Source organism: Deltaproteobacteria bacterium, assembly GCA_019308905.1.
Taxonomy (GTDB): Bacteria; Desulfobacterota; BSN033; order WVXP01; family WVXP01; genus JAFDHF01.
Genome location: JAFDHF010000075.1, coordinates 1 through 19083, shown reverse-complemented (window position 1 = coordinate 19083; position 19083 = coordinate 1). Strand labels below are relative to the sequence as shown.

Genomic DNA, 19083 nt, shown 5'->3' with positions numbered 1-19083 from the left:
CTCGAAACTCTTCTACCATAGGAGGAACCTCCATTTCCACTTCTTCATATCAGCTTCCCCTTGCCTCCCAATAACTTACCTCACTACCCTCCAAAATTCTGGGGAAAGTCCTCACTTTTTTTCCTTGACAAATCGAAGACTCTGTGCTAGAAGGGGACTGCCCTTGATCTGGCAGGATCGGCTTTGATACCCTCGAAGACATCCCAGAGCTGAGGGATCCTTAGAGATGATAACAAACAGGTTTTTCCTCGCAGTTTCCGTGATCTTACTCTGCCTGGCCGTGTTGAGCAGTGAACCCCTGTTGGCTCTTTGTTCGATTGAAGATCTCCATGTGGTGAAGATATCCCCTCCAGACAGAACGGCGATCGTCAGGACGGCTGAAGGGGATTTGGAGATGATCAGGGTGGGAGATTCCATCGAGGGTATTGGAAAAGTGGTTGACATAGCGATGGGGAGGGTCGTGATCCAGGCTGAGACCCCCAGGGGGGTCGAGACGATCATCATCAGGATCGAAGACGGAAAGCAGAGTATGGCAAGGATAGGGAAGGCACCAGACCAGAGGCCCCTGTTCTCAACCCCTCAATCCATGGAGGAGATGAAATGATCGGTCCGTGACTGGCGCGGACGATTCTCGATTTTGCAAACGCGGATAGAGAACCAGACGGGATAGAGTCTCAGGAATAGATTCAGGCTGCAAGACGCCCAGAAAAGCCGAACCCCGGGTGACCGGGGGGCGCCTGCTGGCCGCAAGGGTTGGATCGCATCTGGATGTGATCTCCGGCGGTGCCGGGCAGGCCCGCCGGGCTGAATGTGCCTGGCGGGGAAAATCGCGGGTCTCGTGCTGGTTTTTTTCTATCTGCTTTGTACGAATGACCAGCAGAAGACGGCCGGATTGCCTCGGGCAGAGACAATCCGGCCTTTTGTTTGGCCTGGCAAGGCCGGGGCGGCAAGCAGAGCGTGGTTTTTGTGAGGTGGGCTCATGGAGACAGAGCATCGTAAAAGAAACCCGTTGAATAGGCTTAAGCTCTTGTGTGGGTCTCTCCTGCTCATCCCGTGTCTGTTCATCCCGGATCCCTCTTCTGCCCAGGATTTCACGGCAACCACCATTGGCAACTACGGCGACATAACGATGATGGAAGTGACGGGGAACTACGATGCCGATACCCCTGGCGGGTCGACCAACGCCGTGCCCAGGCAGGAGATCGCAAAGGAGTTTTTCAAGACCCACCCGGACGAGTATGACTGCCTGGTCATCTTTACCAACTTCGACTTCCAGATGCCGGAGCAAGAGGTCGTGGGTTTCTATCTGGGCATAAGGAACACGGTGCGAGGCATTGGCAAGGAGATCTTTGACCGCTCTTCCCTCTTTGGCAGTAACGGGAGACTCCAGGGTACCATCGACATGGGCAACATCAGGACCCTTGTGTCCGACCCCCTCGACCCCGGGTTCGAACAGACCATGACCACCCTCAGCCACGAGTTTCTCCATCGCTGGGCCGCACGGGTGAAGTTTGAAAGAGAAGACGGCACGATCAGCACCGGTCTCTTGGGAAAGGCGGGATCGCACTGGAGCTTTCTCCTGGACACATCCGGGTCCGTCCTTTACGGCAACCGGTGGCAGGACAACGGCGACGGGACATTCACGGCGCTTCCGGGATGGAAGTATTACAGCCCCCTCGATCTCTATCTCATGGGGCTCAACGACAGGTCGGAAGTTCCACCCATGCTCCTCATTGAGAATCCGGAGATCGACCCCCAGAGGCTGCCCGAGCCCGGGGTCACCATCACAGGGACGGCGCACTACATTAGCATCGATGACATTATTGCGGCAGAAGGGGAGAGGATCCCAGGCCCGGAAGCCTCGCAGAAGACGTTCAAAACCGCGTTCATACTCGCGACGAGGCCAGGCACGTTCGCGGGCGACGCGCTCCCCGCACTGAGGGATATCATCGAGGGCTGGGTCATGTGGTTTTCCAGCCTCACGGATGGAAAAGCCATGGTCCAGGTCGACGCGGCCCCATTGGAGGAGATCCCCACAAATCCCGGGGCCCGGCCTCCTCCCCATGTCCCGAGAACCACCCTTCCTGAAATAGACGACGGGGTGGCGTGGCTGCTCAGCGACCAGGAAACAGACGGAAGCTGGATGGGTACATCCCAGACCGTGGAGAGGGATACGGCAGAGGTCGTACAGGCGTTGAGCGATTTTCCCGTAGCCGGGCAGAGTCTCTCAGCAGGGCTTCAATGGCTTGGCAAGACCTTCCCTGCCAGTACGGACTACATCTCGAGGAAGATCGAGGCCCTCGTCCGTTCAGGAAAGGATACGACGGAACTCTCGGCCGAGCTGGTTTCAAGACAAAACCCTGACGGCGGCTGGGGGAGCAGCCGGTATTATGTGAGTAACCCCGCAGATACCTCGTGTGCCCTGAGAGCCCTGGCAGCGGCGGGTTATCCAGATGATGGCGTCATCGGCGCCGGGATTGAATACCTGAAGGCCAGGCAGAACCCCGGGGGAGGCTGGGGCCATGAGGACGCGGGAAGCAGCATCCAGGCCACAGTGAACGCCCTGTTCGCCTTCACGAGATTCAGGCAGGCATTTCCATTGGACGATCAGATCCAAGGCGGTATCGGGTGGCTCCTCGGCAGGCAGAACGCTGACGGCGGGTTTGGCAACAGCTCCAGCACCGTCTATGACACTGCCACCGCGGTCCTGATCCTGAGAGAGTTCAACATATCACCGGCTGTAATAGGCAACGCCCTGACCTATATCCTCGATCTCCAGTCCGAAGACGGGAGTTGGTTTGGAAGCCCCTATGAGACGGCCCTGGCCGTCCGTGCCACGTGGAAGGCCACCATTGATCCTGACCTCTCTGTGAGCACAAGCGATATATCCTTCTCCCCCCCGACGGTAACAGGCCTGCCTGCCGACGTGGTGGTCACTGCTACAGTCTGGAATACCGGCACGACGGACGTGCCCGAGGCCACTGTGGCGCTCTATGATGGGGCCGTGACCGAGGCGAACAGAGTGGGAGAACAGACCCTCGGCTTTCCCGGGAAGGAATCGGTCACGGCGACCTTTAATGTGACGATTACCGACGGGAACGCCCACCGTTACCGTGTGGCGGTCGACCCGGAAGGGCTGGTCAGAGAATCGAACGAGTCGAACAACACGGCCCTGAAGGTCCTCTTTCCTGAAACCACCTATGACTTCGAGATCCTCCCCTCGGGTATATCTCTCTCGCCGGATGTGATCGACATATTCGGGACGGTCTCCATAACCTCGCGGATCAGCAACCATGGTACGAGCGATGCCTACGATGTGCCATTGAAATACACCCTGGATGGACCCGCAGGTCCCCTCGACATCGCCTTGGTAAACGTCGATATCCCGGCCGGTGAAACCATCCGCAACAAAACCCTGTGGCGAGCAGACCAGCCTGGAGAGAACCTGGCCATAACGGTCAGCGTGGATCCGACCGGCGCCTTTACCGAGCTTTCAGAGGAGAACAATACCGCCTCCGCCTCGGTCACGGTGAATCCCTCAACCAGACCCAACCTGACCGTGTCGCACAAGGAGATCGAGATCACCCCGCTCCCTGCCCGAGAGGGGGGAAGCGTAACCCTGTCAGCCCTGATCAAGAATGAAGGTTTTTCTCCGGTATCGGATGTGGGAGTCCGTTTCACCAGGGGGGTTGCCGGCGAGGATGGGGTGGTCCTGGGCACCAGAACGATCCCCTTGCTCAGCGCAGGCGACACTGCCGGTGTCTCCGTGGAGTGGACGGGCATCGGCGGATCAGGGCAGAGGATCATCACGGTGGAGGTGGATCCTGAAGACCTTGTCGAGGAGATCAGCGAGGATGACAACAGCGCTTTTGTGGCCGTAGAGATCCTCAGTCTGCCGGACCTGGCGATCTCGAGGAGTTCCATCACCTTCAGGCCGCCTGTGCCGAGGGACGGGGATCCCCTTTCCATCCAGGTGACGGTCCAGAACGCAGGGGACCAGGAAGCATCGCATGTCTTTGTGGCGGCCCATGAAGGGGGCAGGGTCATCGGTTCCCGGGATATTCCCGTGATTCACGGGAACTCACAGGCAGCCCTGTCGTTCACTTACGACACCGCAGGGAGGAGCGGTCCCCACGAAGTCACGATTCTCGTCGACCCTGAAGATGCAATCCCAGAGCAGAACGAGAACAACAACAGCGCGTCCAGAAGCTTCGGGGTGCAGGATGCCGATCTCTGGGTGACAGAGCAGTACATATCGCCCAACGGCGATGGCATAAAGGATAGCACGCAGTTCTTCTTCAGGTTGGAAACGCCCCAGACGGTGCAGGTTGCCGTGGTGGGGGAAAAGGGTGAGAAGGTCAGAACCTTCAGGGACGGTGACTTTGAGGAGACCGTGGGCGGCACCATCACCTGGGATGGGCTTGACGACAGTGGCAGGGTGGTGGGTGACGGCCAGTACCAGATCCAGGTGCTCGACGGAAAGGACGGCAGTATCGCCGGTCTACCCGTCACCGTGGACAACAACCGGTCTCCTCTGACCAGGGCAATCGGTACGGACTACCTCGTCCACTACAATCTCACCTGCATGCTCCGCGGTATTACGCGGTGGAAATGGTTTCCCGACGAGAGCGGGATCGTGTTTCGCATCGCTCCATACAACGCCTCCCCGGAGTATCCTCACGGCCTCTATACAATGGCTCCGGATGGGGGGGATGTAGCGGGGTTGCTTCCACGGGAATGGATCGCCGACAACGATCCAGCCCACTATTACAGGTATGAGACATGGTCGTTGTCTCCTGACGGAGAGAGAGTGGCCTTCACGATCAGGAAATACCGGGGGTCCGCAACAGGGGCCGACCTGTATCAATTGTGGATCGCGGATCGAAATGGAGCAAATCTGCTCCTCCTCCAATCCTATGACTTTTCAGACGAACCAGTGGAGATAGGTGAGATTCACTGGTCACCTGACAGCTCATACATTGCTTATGAGACCGAGAACCTGGATACCCATGTGGAAGAACTCTGGACGACAAGACCCGACGGCACGGGAAAAATGAGAATAGACTCGGAATACGAGCACCTGAGGCATGCAGCCTGGTCTCCGGACAGCCGAAAACTGGCTGCCGTATTCTGGAGATACGATTATGATTTGGGTCAGTTTTCAAGGATAGTGGTCGCTGACACGCTTGGCAATGAGCGGAACATCTACGAGATAAACGGGTCGGTCCCATATATCGATTGGATCAGCAACCAAAGGCTCATAATCGTAGAACACCCTCACAATACCTGGAAGGACAACATTCGGCTCCTAGATGCCTCTGGAAATGGAGATCATATAAGGGTTCCCGGCGACTTGGATCTTGGCGGTTCATCCGTGGAAGATCTGGGTGCATTGGCCCTGAATCCGGTCGAGAATACCTTTGCCTTTATTGATACCAGTGGAGAAGCGTGGTCAGTAAAAGTCTGCGACGATAAGGGCAACTGGTACGTGGTTCACGAATCAGCACGGCAGTACTATTGGGCCGGGAATATCGGGGATCTCAGGTGGTCCCGGGACGGCACAAGGCTCGCCTTTGTTGACCGTACTTTCAAGAAGGTCGATCGCTGCCATTATGAGGGGCACCTGGTCGTCATCGATCCCGCTGCGATGGAGAAGAAGGCTTTTAAGGTCAGCGATGGCGAAGACGTCTGTGAGACGCCGCAATCCTATCACATATGGACCCTGCAAGAGGGTTCGTGGGTTGACCGGGGTGTGCTCCATTATGATTTTCACTACAAGACAGAGGAGTTCGACCTGACAGAATGGCTTGGGCATATCGATGGTCCGTACCGCGTGAGGATAACCCAGAAAGGCATGGATGCCGCCCATGTGGACTATATCGCCCTTTCCGTCAATGGCAGGCGCTACACGCCTGCAGAAGCAGTCGATGTTTCAAGGGGGGAGGATATACGCCCGAAGGTCGGCACTCAGGATAACGACGTCGCCGACGTGCACGAGTCGACCGTGGATCTCACCTGGCAGAACCTTCCCCCCGGTAAGAGGGTTTCTCTGGTGATGAACGCAAGAGAGGAAGACCTGGCCAGCCGCAAGGCCTCTCCCTTCAGGTTTCCGCAGGCTGGCTACTATCCGGTAGAGCTCGATTCGGGCCCACCGGTCAGGGTGGATGGCGAAATCACCCTGGAAGACGGTCTTCCCGAGCCGCTTTTCAGAGAGTATACTCGGCCCGTTACCGGGCATCCTGAGGGATACACATACGGCTACATAAGGAGTGATGGAACCTACCTGTACGGTGTCCTGGATTTCACACCGGACAACACCCTGGACAGGGGAAACGACTGGGCCGCAATGGAGGTCGTGACGCCCAGGGCAACGACACGATACCTCATAAGCGATTCACAGCGAGACTATGGCACATCGAAACTCACCTATACGGAGAGGGTGAACTACGAGCACATGGTCTATGAGTTCAGAGTTCCCCTCGAGGAGATCGGAGCCAGACCAGGGGATACGATCGATGTTGCCTTCACGGTTTACGGGACGGCAGGTGGAAGCACCGGGGATACCGGGCTTGAATATTCGGCTGGTTCTCTGAAATGGCTTGGTGACGAGACCTCCCTTCTCGGTGGGGACAACCATGGGGTTTTTGTCATCGATTCGGAAGAGGGAGACCGGGAATACCTCCCCATAGAGCCAGAGTCGTCCATGGCCGTTACGGTCTCCCCACTGGGCCGCTACATAACCTACGATCAATCCGTCGACCCGGAAAGTGTGTGTCAGGGATTCAGAGACCTCTGGGCGCTCGCCTCTCTGCTGAACCTGACCGCCAGCCTGAGGGTAAGCAGGGACAGATCGGCAGTCGTCTTGGAGGGGATCGCGGCGGATTTGAACTTTGCCGGTTATACGCTCGAATATGCCGACGCGGAGACCCCGGACAAGTGGAATCTGATCGCTCCGCCCTCTGATGTTGCTGTGATCAATGATGTATTCACCTCCTGGGTCCCACCCCACGAGGGGACCTTCCTCGTTCGGCTGAGGGTCTTTGACAGAGCGGGGAACGTCGCACAGGACAGAAGGCGGGTTACGTGGGGACTCTTTTCGAGTATTACCAATATTTACAAGACGGATACGGTATTCTCACCCAACGGGGATGGCGTCAAAGACACCGCCGAGCTCCACTATCGAGTGCTCGAACCGGTCCATCTCGAGTTCTATGTCCTCGATGGAGCCGACAACCTCATAAGGACGTTTCTCAGGGATTATGCTGCTCCCGCCGAAGACCGGATCACCTGGGACGGAAGGGACGAAAACGGGCGGATCGTTCCCGACGGAGAGTATAGAATCAGGGTCTTTGACTACGAATTCTTCTTCCACGTCGACAACACACCCCCTGACGTCGATCTGGAGTTGAGTTCCATAGACTTAGAAGTTTCGGCGAACCTGCTGGGCCTTGCCGTCGACCCCAATATGAAGACCTGGGTCGTCGAGTACGGCCAGGGGGAGAACCCCCAGGAGTGGTACAAATACAGGGATGGAATCGGCGCACTCGGGCAGGTGGACCAGGAAGGAAGACGCCTCCGGAAAACCATCTCGTCGTTCCACGAGGATACCCTCGAATTCGCCGTGGGCAAGAAGTTCAGGATGACCGCAGAGGACCATGCGGGAAACAGAGCGACCGCTGTCTCCGGGTTCCTGAGGGAGACCGTGGTTCTCTACAAATGGGAAAAACCAGATGGCGGGTGGTACTCGATCGAATTGGGAAAGGTGGTTCCTGCGGAGTACGTGAGACCAGGCCTCCATCTCCTCAGGGGTTTTGAGAGCCTCAGGCTGCCCACAGCCAGTATGAATATCCAGTACCGCCTTGGAGGGCAATGGATGGACGCCCAGGCACTGGTGGACCCGTCCTCGGGTGTGGTCGATCTCGAATGGGACAATTCGGGCCTGGAACTCGAGCAAGTGGATGCGGTAAGGATCAGGGCCGTCGATGCGGTTGGAGCGGTCTACTTCTCAAATGCGGTTTTCATCCGGTCGTTCTTTGACATTCTGACGGATTGCAGCTCCCTGAGCTATTTCGTTCGAATCCACCTTTTTGAGGAATTGACCCTGCTCGAGTTCCAGGTGCAAAGCCAGGAGGATCAAAGGTATTACCAATGGACGGATTACAGGGTCTACGATGCCGGAGAGGGAGATCCCCCACCCATGGGGGATTTCACCCTCCCCCTTCCTCCAGACCTTCGGGAGGCCACGGGCTACCGGTTCAGGATGATCGGTTTGGATGCCAATGACGATGTGCATGAGAGCAAGACCGTCCGGTATCCGGTAGACTGTTCCCCCGTGAAGCTGGAGCTGAAGGTCGGCTACGATGAACCGGCGGGCTGTGGGTCGCCCTCTTCGGGCGAGGCTTTGATTTCCATCACATACAAGCCCAAAACGTCAATTGGAGGAAGGGCCACTCTTAAGACCCTGCGCTACTATATCCAGAAGTCTGGAGATTTGGAGCTCCTAGGCCAGTTCGATCTTGCCACAGAGGGCTTGGGGACCATCACTCTCGATACCACCACCATGCCCGAAGGGATCTATCCCCTGAAGGCGGTCCTGGAATATGCTTCAGACAACCGAACCGAGAAGACAGAGGCCGCGGGCGACCTCGTGGTTGACCGTGTTCTTCCCGAGGCAGAGATAACCTTCCCGGATAGTTCCACACGGCTCTGCCCGGCCGTGATCGCAGGTCCAGGGGGTGACTGGTACGGAATCGATGTGGAGGGCCTTGCAACCGACAACAACCAGGTGGCAAGGTACGAGCTCTCCTACGGGATGGGCGAGAATCCCGAGAGATGGTTACCTGCCCTGACGAGGGTCGGGTGCAGCGGAATGTCATGCCCAATTGCCGGATCAGGGCCGGTTCAAGGCCGGATCGGGACATGGGATGTCACGGATCTTCGGGGAACGAGTTTCTCGCTCAGGTTGAGGGTTGTGGATGCGGTGGGCAATGTTAGCTGTTACACCACGAGTCTCCATATGGACAGGGGGGTCTTCATCACTTCCTGGTCTGACAGGAGGCTGTTTTCCCCGAGTCACGACAGCTTAGAGGTCCACTACAGTATCGATGAATACGCCACCGTCGATGTAGAGGTGGTAAAGGACGAGGCTCTGGTGAGGACCCTTGCCGCAGGGGAGCCCCATCCCGGCGGTACGGCCGGTTTCCTGTGGGATGGAAGAGACGATTCGGGCGCCATCGTCCCGGACGGGGCGTACAAGATACGGGTTTCTGCAATAGACTCCTGCGGCAATTTCGCACAAGAGGGCATCACGGTGAGCGTCGATGGCACGCCGCCGACCGTGATCATTACCACCCCGCAGCCGGAAGACACTCTCGGCATTATCGTGGAGGCCAGGGGCACGGCCTATGACCGGAATTTTGCGAGCTACGTCTTCGAGGCACGGGAGGATGCAGATCCGGATCATTTCATCCGCATCGAGAGTGCTTCCGTTCCTCAGCAGGACGAGATGCTCGGCCGATGGAATACCTATGGCCTTGAGGGTTCGTGGACACTCAGGCTCACGGCCACGGATACTGCCCGGAACACGAGTGAGACCACGGTCAGGGTGGAGCTCGGCGAGAGAGCAGAGCTCGTCAAGAGTCTGGACGTCGCTCCGGGCCTTTTCTCCCCCAACGATGACGGCAAGCTTGATACCGCAGAAATTCGGTTCGAGCTCACCGAGATCTGCGATGTAACGATGGAGATACGTGATTCCGAGGGTGGTTTGAGAAAGGCCGAAACGCTCCTGTCCCTCCCTCCGGGTGCTCACACCTATTCATGGGACGGCACGGATGCTGGTGAGACGACGGTCCCAGACGGCACGTACACCGTCATGCTGGGAGCCGCCCTTTCGTCCTCCCCGGATGTTACCCAGACAGAGACGATCACGGTGGTTGTCGATTCGACCTCTCCGGTTGTTGATATGGAGGAGCCTCTTGACCGCTCCTACATCAAAGAGAGTCTCGCCATCAGGGGAACCATTACCGATCAAAACCTCGCCGAATATGCCATCACGTATACCGGAGACGCGGGCGGAGAGCCTGCCGCGGGGGGAAGCCAGAACAGGGAAGATTACACCTTCGCAACGATCCATGATCTCCCCGAGGGCGAATACACTCTCACGATCGAGGCGAGAGACCTGGGTGAGAATGCCAACCAGAAGACCATCCGATTCACCGTGGACAGAACACCACCCAAGCTCACCCTTGAGGAGCCGGAAGAGGGGGGAGTCTACGGTGCCGAAAAGGGCACGGTTCATGTCAGGGGGACCATAGACGAGGAGAATCTCGAAACCTATGCTCTCAGGTACGGACCCGGCGAAAACCCCGAAGCATGGACCGCTCTCACAACCGGAGACAGCGTGCCCGGGCAGGAGGAGCTATCGGTCTGGACCGTAGGAAAAGACAGCGGCATACCTGACGGTCTCTACACCCTCTCCCTCTATGCCAGGGACAGGGCCGGCTGGGAAGGAGAGAAAAGGGCCGGCATTACCATCGACAACACCGCTCCCGAGGTAGAGGTAACATGGCCGCAGGACGGAGGCTATGTGAGAGAGCCTTCCAGCATCGAGGGCACGGTTTTTGACCGGAACCTCCAGGGCTACGCCGTGGAGATATCGGAAGGTCCGTGCGCGGGTGCCTTCAAATGGGCCGCCCTCAGGACATCGGCCGACACGGTAGAGGACGGGGTGCTTGCCGCCTGGGAGGTCCTTCCCCCTGATGGCACTTACTGTCTCAGGGTCAGGGCGACCGACCGGGTCGGAAACACGGCCGGAACAAACCTCACCTTACGATTGGACACCCGGCCCCCCGGGCCGCCTCTGCTCTCCGGTGAGATCGAGAACCGGTCTGACGCGAGACTCACCTGGAGCGGGAACACCGAGGCCGATCTTGCCGGTTACAATGTCTACAGAGGCAGCCGGAAGGTCAATCCAGACCCCATAACGAACACGGATTACCTCGATCAGAGCCTCGGTGAGGGCAACTACGCCTACACGGTAAAAGCGGTTGATTATGCGGGCTGGGAGAGTGAGCCCTCCAATGAGATCACCCTGAGAATAGACGCAACCCCGCCTGAGGCAGGGATTCGCTCGCCTCGGCAAGACGCCCGCGTAAGCGACGTTGTCAACATAAAGGGGACTGCTTACAGTCCGGATGACTTCAAGGAGTACCGCGTCTCCATTGGCCGGGGACCCGCCCCCGCTGCATGGAACCTGATCCGGACATCCCCGGTGCCCACGATTTACGGCACCCTGGCCTGCTGGGACACACTGGGCCTTGACGAGGGCCGGTATTCGGTCAGGCTCGAGGCAGAGGACCTGGCCGGCAACATCAGCACCCAACAGATCGTCCTTGCCGTTGACAACACGCCGCCTGCCGCGCCGGTGCTCCTTTCTGCGGCATCAGACCTTTCAGATGTGGAGCTGACCTGGCAGGCCAACAGCGAGGCTGACCTTGCAGGTTATCTCCTCTATCGAAACCGCGGGCTCGCCAATGTCTCTGGAACAGTGATCGGCGATCTCGGCCCTTACCTGATTGCGGCCACCACCTATAAAGACACGGCACTGCCTGACGGCACTTTTTCCTATTACCTCGTGGCCATGGACACTGCGGGAAACACGAGCGGGCCATCGGCCACCCTCGTGGTCGAGATCGATACGCACCCGCCCAAGGCCCTTATCGTCGCGCCCCAAGAGGGTCAACGGTTCGCGAGCACCCTCATGATCTCGGCCGATTCCGTTGATCTCGATATCGCAACCGTACGGCTCCAGTACAAAAGAGCGGTGGAAAGCTCCTGGACAGACCTGGGCGGTCCGCTCACAAAAGAGCCCTATATCACCTATCTGGATCCGGTGAGTCTCGGCCTGATCTACGGTGACTATCACCTGCGCGCCGTGGCAACGGACAAGGGGGGAATGACAGACCCGTCTCCTGGGATGATCCTTGTCAGTTATACAGATCTGGAGCCCCCTGGGACCCCCGGGAATCTAAAGGCTCTCGTCGATGGGGAGAAGGTTGCCCTCACCTGGACGGCCAACCGAGAGGCGGACCTTGATGGTTACAACGTCTACAGGGTTTCAGGAGAAGGAAAGATAAAGGTCAACACAGAAATCGTAAAACAGGCGCTCTATGAGTGCCACGGTCTTGCCGACGGGGATCACACCTACGAGATCACAGCCCTGGATACCTACGGCAATGAGAGTGAACCGTCGAGCCCTGTGACCGCAACCGTTTATGCGCCGCAGCTCATCCAGCCTTATACGCCGACAGGGGAACCTGCCGTCTCCATCAGGGGCAAGGGGGCGGCGCCGGGTTCGAACATCGAGACCTTTGTGGACACAGGGGCAGGGTTCGAATCTCAGGGCACCGTATCTGCCGATGGTGAGGGCAATTTCAGCTTCGATGTTACTCTCTCACCCGGTGAAAGCAGGATAACGGCCCGGGCAAAAGACGCTGCGGGCAACACAAGCAGAAGCTCAGACGCGGTGATCATAGCCTACAACGAGCCGCCCTCGACCCCAACAGGGCTTGCAGCTTCCGTGGACGGTGATGATGACGGTTATCAGGTCACCCTCACCTGGAACCCCAATCCCGAATCAGACCTCTCCGGGTATAATCTCTACCGGGATGGTGAAAAGCTCAATACGCCCCTGGCCGTGACCTCGGGGATCGCCAGGGCGTCTTCGACGGATTACTATTCCTATTCGAGCTGCAAGCCTGAAAAGGCCTTTGATTCGAATGCCTATACCTATTGGAAATCCCGTTACAACCACGGCGAGTTCGACCCTCAGTGGTGGCAGATCGACCTGGCCTCTTCCGAGTTGATCAATCGCATCGAGATCGCGTGGGGCCACTATCCCGGTATGGACTACGAGATCCAGGTGTGGTCCGTGTATGGTTTCTGGATCCCTCTGGCAAAGGTGACCGGCAACGAGGCCGCAGAGAGCACCTTTGATTTCGCCCCCTCCTACCGGACAAACAGGATCAGGATCTATGTGGCAAGCCCTTCACCGCTTTCCTACGCCAAACAGGTCACAATCGCAGAGGTGAGGATCTTCAAGGACAATCTCATCAGCCGCCCCTCCTACCAGGAGATCGGCCTTGGTGATGCCGAGTACCGGTACCGGGTCACAGCGGTGGACGATTACGGGTTCGAAAGCCCACGATCAGAAGAGCTGCCGGTTCCTGTCGGCGATGTGATCCCTCCGGAGCCACCACAAAACCTGACCGCTACGGCCTATGGCCCTGGCATCGTCCTTGCCTGGTCCGTGAACTCCGAGCCCGATCTGGCCGGTTACAACGTCTACAGGAAGACCGATCGAGGTTGGACGAGAATCAATGGGGCCCTGTTGGCTCAGGCCACCTACACGGACGGTAATCTCACAAATGGCGCCTACACCTATACGGCGACCGCCGTGGATCACGCGGGTAATGAAAGCCTGCCCTCGGGTGAGGCCTCTGCCGGGGTGAACACTCCGGTGCCGCAGAAACCGGAGAACATCGCGGCTACTGCCGCGCCCCAAGGGGGATCGCTCACGATCTGCTGGGAGCATACCGGCGGCGGTGTGGCAGGCTATAACCTCTATCGGTCCCTCACGCCGGGCGGGCCATATACAAGGGTCAACCAAGACCTGATCACAGGGACCTGCTATCTCGACACCGAGCTCACCAACGGCACGACCTACCACTATGTGGTTGTCGCCGTGGACGGTCTCGGCAACGAGAGTGTCTATTCCGACGAGGTAGGCTCCGTCCCTGCGGATATAGCGGCACCCCTCGTTCCTGAACTCTTCTTCCCCACCACGGCCGCCGTGCCTCTGGACCTCAAGAGAGATACCGTGAAGATCGCGGGCCGTGCAGAGCCGGCCTCAACGGTTGAGCTTTTCAGGGATGGGGTCTCTCTGGGCAAGACAATCGCCCTGGAGAGGGATCTCGTTGAGAGCTTCTCGCTGGGTGGCGGTGTCGATGCGGTCTCCCTATCGCCCGATGGCACGATGCTGGCCTATTCCGATGATGACGGCTCTATCTGGCTGAAGAACCTCGCAACAGGGAGTACCACCGAGCTCATACAGGAAGGCAACGAACCCCTCTGGGCACCAGACGGCAGGAGGCTCGCCTACCTGTTCGAAGGGGACAAGTCCTGGAATGACCGTCTCGCTGTCTATGATTTGGAGACGGGTGAGAGTACACCTCTGACAGATAATACCGGTGCGAATGAGTATTCCCCTTCCTGGTCTTCTGACGGCAACATGATTGCCTTCATAAGCGGCGTAGCAGGTGAGGATGACGTGTGGGTCAAGAACCTCGCCACAGGATCCTTGACCCGGATCACGGAAGGTGCATATCCAGACACGGTGAAACTCTCTCCAGAGGGCGAAAGACTCGCCTATGTCCGCTACAGGAGCCTCTACGTGGTTGATCTCGTCCGTGGGGAAACCACCGAGATCGATAGTGAAACCTATCGAAGCGCCCTTGACTGGTCACTGGATGGCAAGAGACTCGCCTTTGTGTCCGAAAGGACGGGTCACCGTGACGTCTCTGTGCTGGAGGTGGCGACCGGGGCCGTGACGGGGATCACCGATTCTGAGAGCCGGGAATTTTCGCTGTGCTGGTCTCCTGACGGTCGGCGGGTCGTCTACGCCGTGCGGACAGCCGCGAGTGACGAAATATGGCTCACCCCGGCCGATGCACAGGGTGGGGGCAGGCTGCTCTACCAGGTGGACCGCTACGATCTGGACTATCTCGCCTGGGCACGATCAGGAGGGATCGCCTGCCTGGCAGGGGAGAGACTGACGGTGATTCATCCCCAGGGGCATTTCGGTTTCACCGATCTGCCACTGGAGAGAGGAGAGAACAGGTTCCGTGCAACGGCCACCGATTCAGCAGGAAATACGAGTCTCCCTTCCGAGGAGATCACCCTCTTTCTCCTTCTGCCTGACCTGGCGACACTCGCAGATGGCATCCTTATCTATCCACCCTATCCGATCCTCGGAGAGGAGGCGGCCATAGGCGTTTTTGTCTGGAACGGCGGGCCTGTCGAGGCAGAGGATGTGGATGTCGACATCTATCTCCTCGATCCCACAGGAAACATCGAACGGGTCGAGTCCGAGACCATCGCCCACATGGCCCCTCTCTCAGGGGAGTGGGTTGGCTTCACCCTGGATACTACCGGGAAACCCGGCGAAAACAGCCTGATCGTGCTTCTCGATCCTGAAGATCGAATCTATGAGGCCTCTGAGGCCAACAACTCTGCGATCCAGGACTTCTACGTGGCCTACCAGGAAAAGGTAGAAATGACCACGGCCCTGGATTCTGATCGATACACAAGCAACCAGGAGGTCTATATCTCGGTCGATCTCTACAACAGCGGTATGGAGAGAGATGCAGTCCTCGAAGTGCGGATCGAGGACGAAGGAGAAACCACCGTGGCCCTTGTGGACACCATAAACACTGTCCTCCCTTACGCCTCAGAAGCGAACTACCGGCTCGCCTGGAACACCGCAGCCACCTACGCCGGTTCCTTTCGGGTCCATACGATTCTCAGCAATGGTGGAGAGGTCATCGCAGAAAATACCACGCCCTTCACGATCATGCCCGATATTGATATCGATTCTGTTCTGAAGACAGACAGGGTCCACTACGGTCCTCACGAAGACGTCCGGGTGAGCGTGAAGATAGAGAACAGGGGAGAAAACCATGTTTTTCCTGTGCTCGACGTGCGAATGAGAATCATGGGGCTGGCCGGTGATGTTCTGTTCCGCAGAGAACAGGAGATCACAAATCTCTTCCCCGGGACTTCCGCCCTGCTGGGTGCAACCTGGAATGGCGGGCTCAATCCCCCGGGCGATTACCGTGCGGTTGTCGAGGTCTACCTTGGGGGCGAGGCCGTCTCCACCAGTCGGGCATCCTTCTCAATCCGTTCAGCGGTCATCATCACAGGCACCGTAACGGCAACACCGGCGGTCGTCTTTCTGGGCGACGGGGTCGAGGCGGGATACACACTCACCAACAGGGGCAACGCATATGCAAGCGGTCTTACCGTAAAAGGCATCGTTCTGGATCGAGAGACCCAGACGACCCTCATGACCGCTGAAAAGACGGTGAGCCTCGCTGCGGGTGAGACCCGGTCCGGGCAGTTCCTCTTCTCGAGCGAGCCGTGCAGCCTCAAGACCTATCACGTCTTGCTCCAGTGTGTCCGCGAGGGAGAGACAAAGAAACTTGCCAGCACCTCCTTTATCGTGAAAGACGGAACCGCGCCCGAGGTCACGATCGTCTCTCCTGTCTCCGGAGGTACCTATGATGGCAGGTTCTATCTTGTCGTCATGGCCACGGATGATGCCTCGGGCATAGACCTTGTGGAATACCGGATCGATGGTGGGCCGTGGAGACCCATGCCCGCCTCAAACCCATCCTCTGGCAGATACGCAACCACATGGGATCCGGTTGAGCAAGACGAGGGTACCCACACCATAGGCTTCAGGGCACGGGACAGGGAGGGTAATCTTTCGCAACCGGTTTCTGTTCCAATCACGATCGAGCTGACACCACCCTTTGAAAGGCTTTCCGGCACCATCTCTGCCCAACCGGATCCGGTCTACCGGGGTTTGGAAGAGGCATTTCTCTACAGCATAACGAACGACACTAGAGTGAGTTTTGTCGATCTCATCGCCAGGGTTCTCATTGTGGATCCGGACACGGGTGAGGTCAAAAACACCCTCAAGGGGACGGTCACCGTGCCGGCGAACGGTACCGCAGCGGGCACCCTCACTGCCTCTACCCTGGACCTGGCCCCGCGGCCTTACAAGGTCATCCTCGAGATCGCCTCGGCCGAGGCACCAGCACCGCGGGCCCTCGACACGACAACCTTCGAGGTGGTGCCCTCCCTTGAAGTGGCCATGACCGTAGCCGACCCCACGAATCTCCTCGTATGGGTCAATGAGGGGTATCATCGGCAGTGGTTGGATCATCAGGGGGATGGACAGGGAGGGTGGTCTTGGGGAAGAGAAGGGGAATTGAGGGGCGACCGGGAATGGCAAGAACAAGACCTGTGTTACGACCGGGAAGAGGTGGAAAGAGGGTATCAAGGGGATCGCGAAGAAAACAGGCCGAATCCGGCCTGGGCAGAGCCCGACTGCCGGCCCGGGGAGTTTGTCCGGGTTGACCTGCTGGAGCGGATACTCGACGAGGCAGGGACAGACTACCTGATCGTCTATGACAGGAAAGAGTTTGAGGAAGAGCTGAGAAACCCTTACCACACGGATATCCTCATCCTCGGGAACGGGCAGCCCCTGGGATACCATTCTGGCGCAGAGCTCAGGGAAAAGGTACACTCGGGCACTGGTCTTGTCTCCTCGCTTTGGCTGCGCCGCCATGGATGGAAAGACCCGCTTCTCGGAGTCAGGTTCAGGGGGAAGATATGGAGGAAAAACCCAGTCGTTCACACCGCGGAGAGTCCAATAACCCGAGAGGGAAGCTTTGATGCGGGGGGAATGGCCAACAGGGTTGAACCACTTGATGGGACCACGGTAGCCGGCTGGATCGAGGGGAAGCGCGGCCAAACGTATCCAGCCATCGTCCTGAACCGGTACGGCCTCGGCAAAACAATCTACTACGGCTTTGATCTGGGCCAGTCCCTCAATGATGACAATTATGAACAGCTTGCAGAGCTCATCGAGAACTCCATTTGCCATGTCCACAGACCCGTTGAAGGAACCACCTTCTCCCCATACCAGGTCGTTCCCCTGGGACTGGAGATCAGGAGCCTGGGCGGGAGCTTTGATGTGGAGATAACAGAGGCCTTCCCACAGGAGCTCGTTCTGTATGACCCGACAACCGGGGATTGGACCGCAGACAGCCCATGGACGGCCGGCATGCACCTGGAACCCTATCAGACAGGGAGCCTCTGCTACTATGTCCTCACGCCGGATCTTGCAGGGACTTACACCATGGAGACAGCGGTTGGACTGATGGAGGGTGAGGCTTACAGGTTCTTCGAGAGTCTGAGCACCGAGATCCTGGTTGGCGAGAACTCTGCAGGAGCCACGGCCGATATCATCACCGAGTTGCGTTCCCTGACCACACCGTGGCATGACAGGCTGAAGCTCGAGATCGCCATCTGGTCCCTAGAGCGGATCCAGGAGCGAGTCGTACGCACGGAAAGAGACGTGGTGAGGAATATCCGCGACGTGTTGCGGGCGATAGATTCCCTGCTCTTTGTAAGGACCGTGGACGTCACCGGTATTCGATCGATGTTGGACGCCCTCTTAAGGGTCGAGCAGGGGATGTACTACTATTTTTCTCCACCCGGAGGGGAACTGGTCGGTACCCTCAGTGCCACACCGGATCAGGTCTGTGCAGGCGAGGGGGTGACCCTCCATTACACCCTTACCAATGAGGGTGGAGGGGATCTTTACTGCCTTACATTGCGTGTTGTTATCATCGACCCGGAGACAGGAGAGACGATCCAAGCAGTAGAAAAGGAGGTGGATCTGCCGGCCGACACCGCCCTTGGCGGCGACCTTGTTGCCTCAACCGAAAACCTCTGGCCCGGAACCTACGACGGTATCCTGCAGGTCGTCTCGGCCCAAACAATGGAGCCGAGAGTCCTGGCAGGCGTGACCTTCGAGGTCGCAGGTTCTGCCCATCCGCACCCGGCCGTTGGAGGCAGCGAATCGAATGTGGAATCAACGAACTAGGCACGGCCAGACACCCAGACGTTTTGATCGGCCGGCATGGCCGAGAAAAGACTTTCTCGCGCGTCGTGGGCGTGAAATTGGATGAGAATTATGTGGATAGACGTGTTGAAAAGGAGGTCGTTTTGGAACATGGGATCGTCGATTATCGGCTTTATGGCCGCCTGCAGGGCAGGGCGTCTCTCCTCTGCCGGTGTTGGCAGGGGAAGATGCCTGTGCCGACCCGCGGCTGATTTACAGAAGGAGGATCGCTAAGTGGGCCGGCGTATTGGTCTCATCGTGCTTCTGATATATCTATCACTGGCTACTTTTGACGCCCTGTGCCAGGCAGCAGATACGGGCCTCGAAAAAGA

At 58.0% G+C, this 19083-nt stretch carries 3 protein-coding genes; all 3 read left to right on the top strand.

All coding sequences use genetic code 11. The features are described 5' to 3' along the window. The first annotated feature begins 226 nt into the window (after nucleotides 1-226). Nucleotides 227-604, top strand: coding sequence for a hypothetical protein (locus tag JRJ26_18055; protein ID MBW2059396.1), 378 nt, complete (start codon nucleotides 227-229; stop codon nucleotides 602-604). Nucleotides 605-1009: 405 nt separating this feature from the next. Continuing rightward, entirely contained in the window at nucleotides 1010-18733 is a 17724-nt protein-coding gene (locus JRJ26_18050; GenBank protein ID MBW2059395.1) for a PD40 domain-containing protein, read from the top strand. 92 nt (nucleotides 18734-18825) lie between these two features. Next, nucleotides 18826-18963 (top strand): hypothetical protein, encoded by a 138-nt coding sequence (locus tag JRJ26_18045; protein MBW2059394.1) that lies wholly within the window; start codon nucleotides 18826-18828, stop codon nucleotides 18961-18963. Nucleotides 18964-19083: the final 120 nt, after the last annotated feature.

What these genes read in the sequence shown, in the direction of transcription:
- JRJ26_18055 (MBW2059396.1), top strand. Translation starts at nt 227, where the DNA reads ATGATAACAAACAGGTTTTTCCTCGCAGTTTCCGTGATCTTACTCTGC.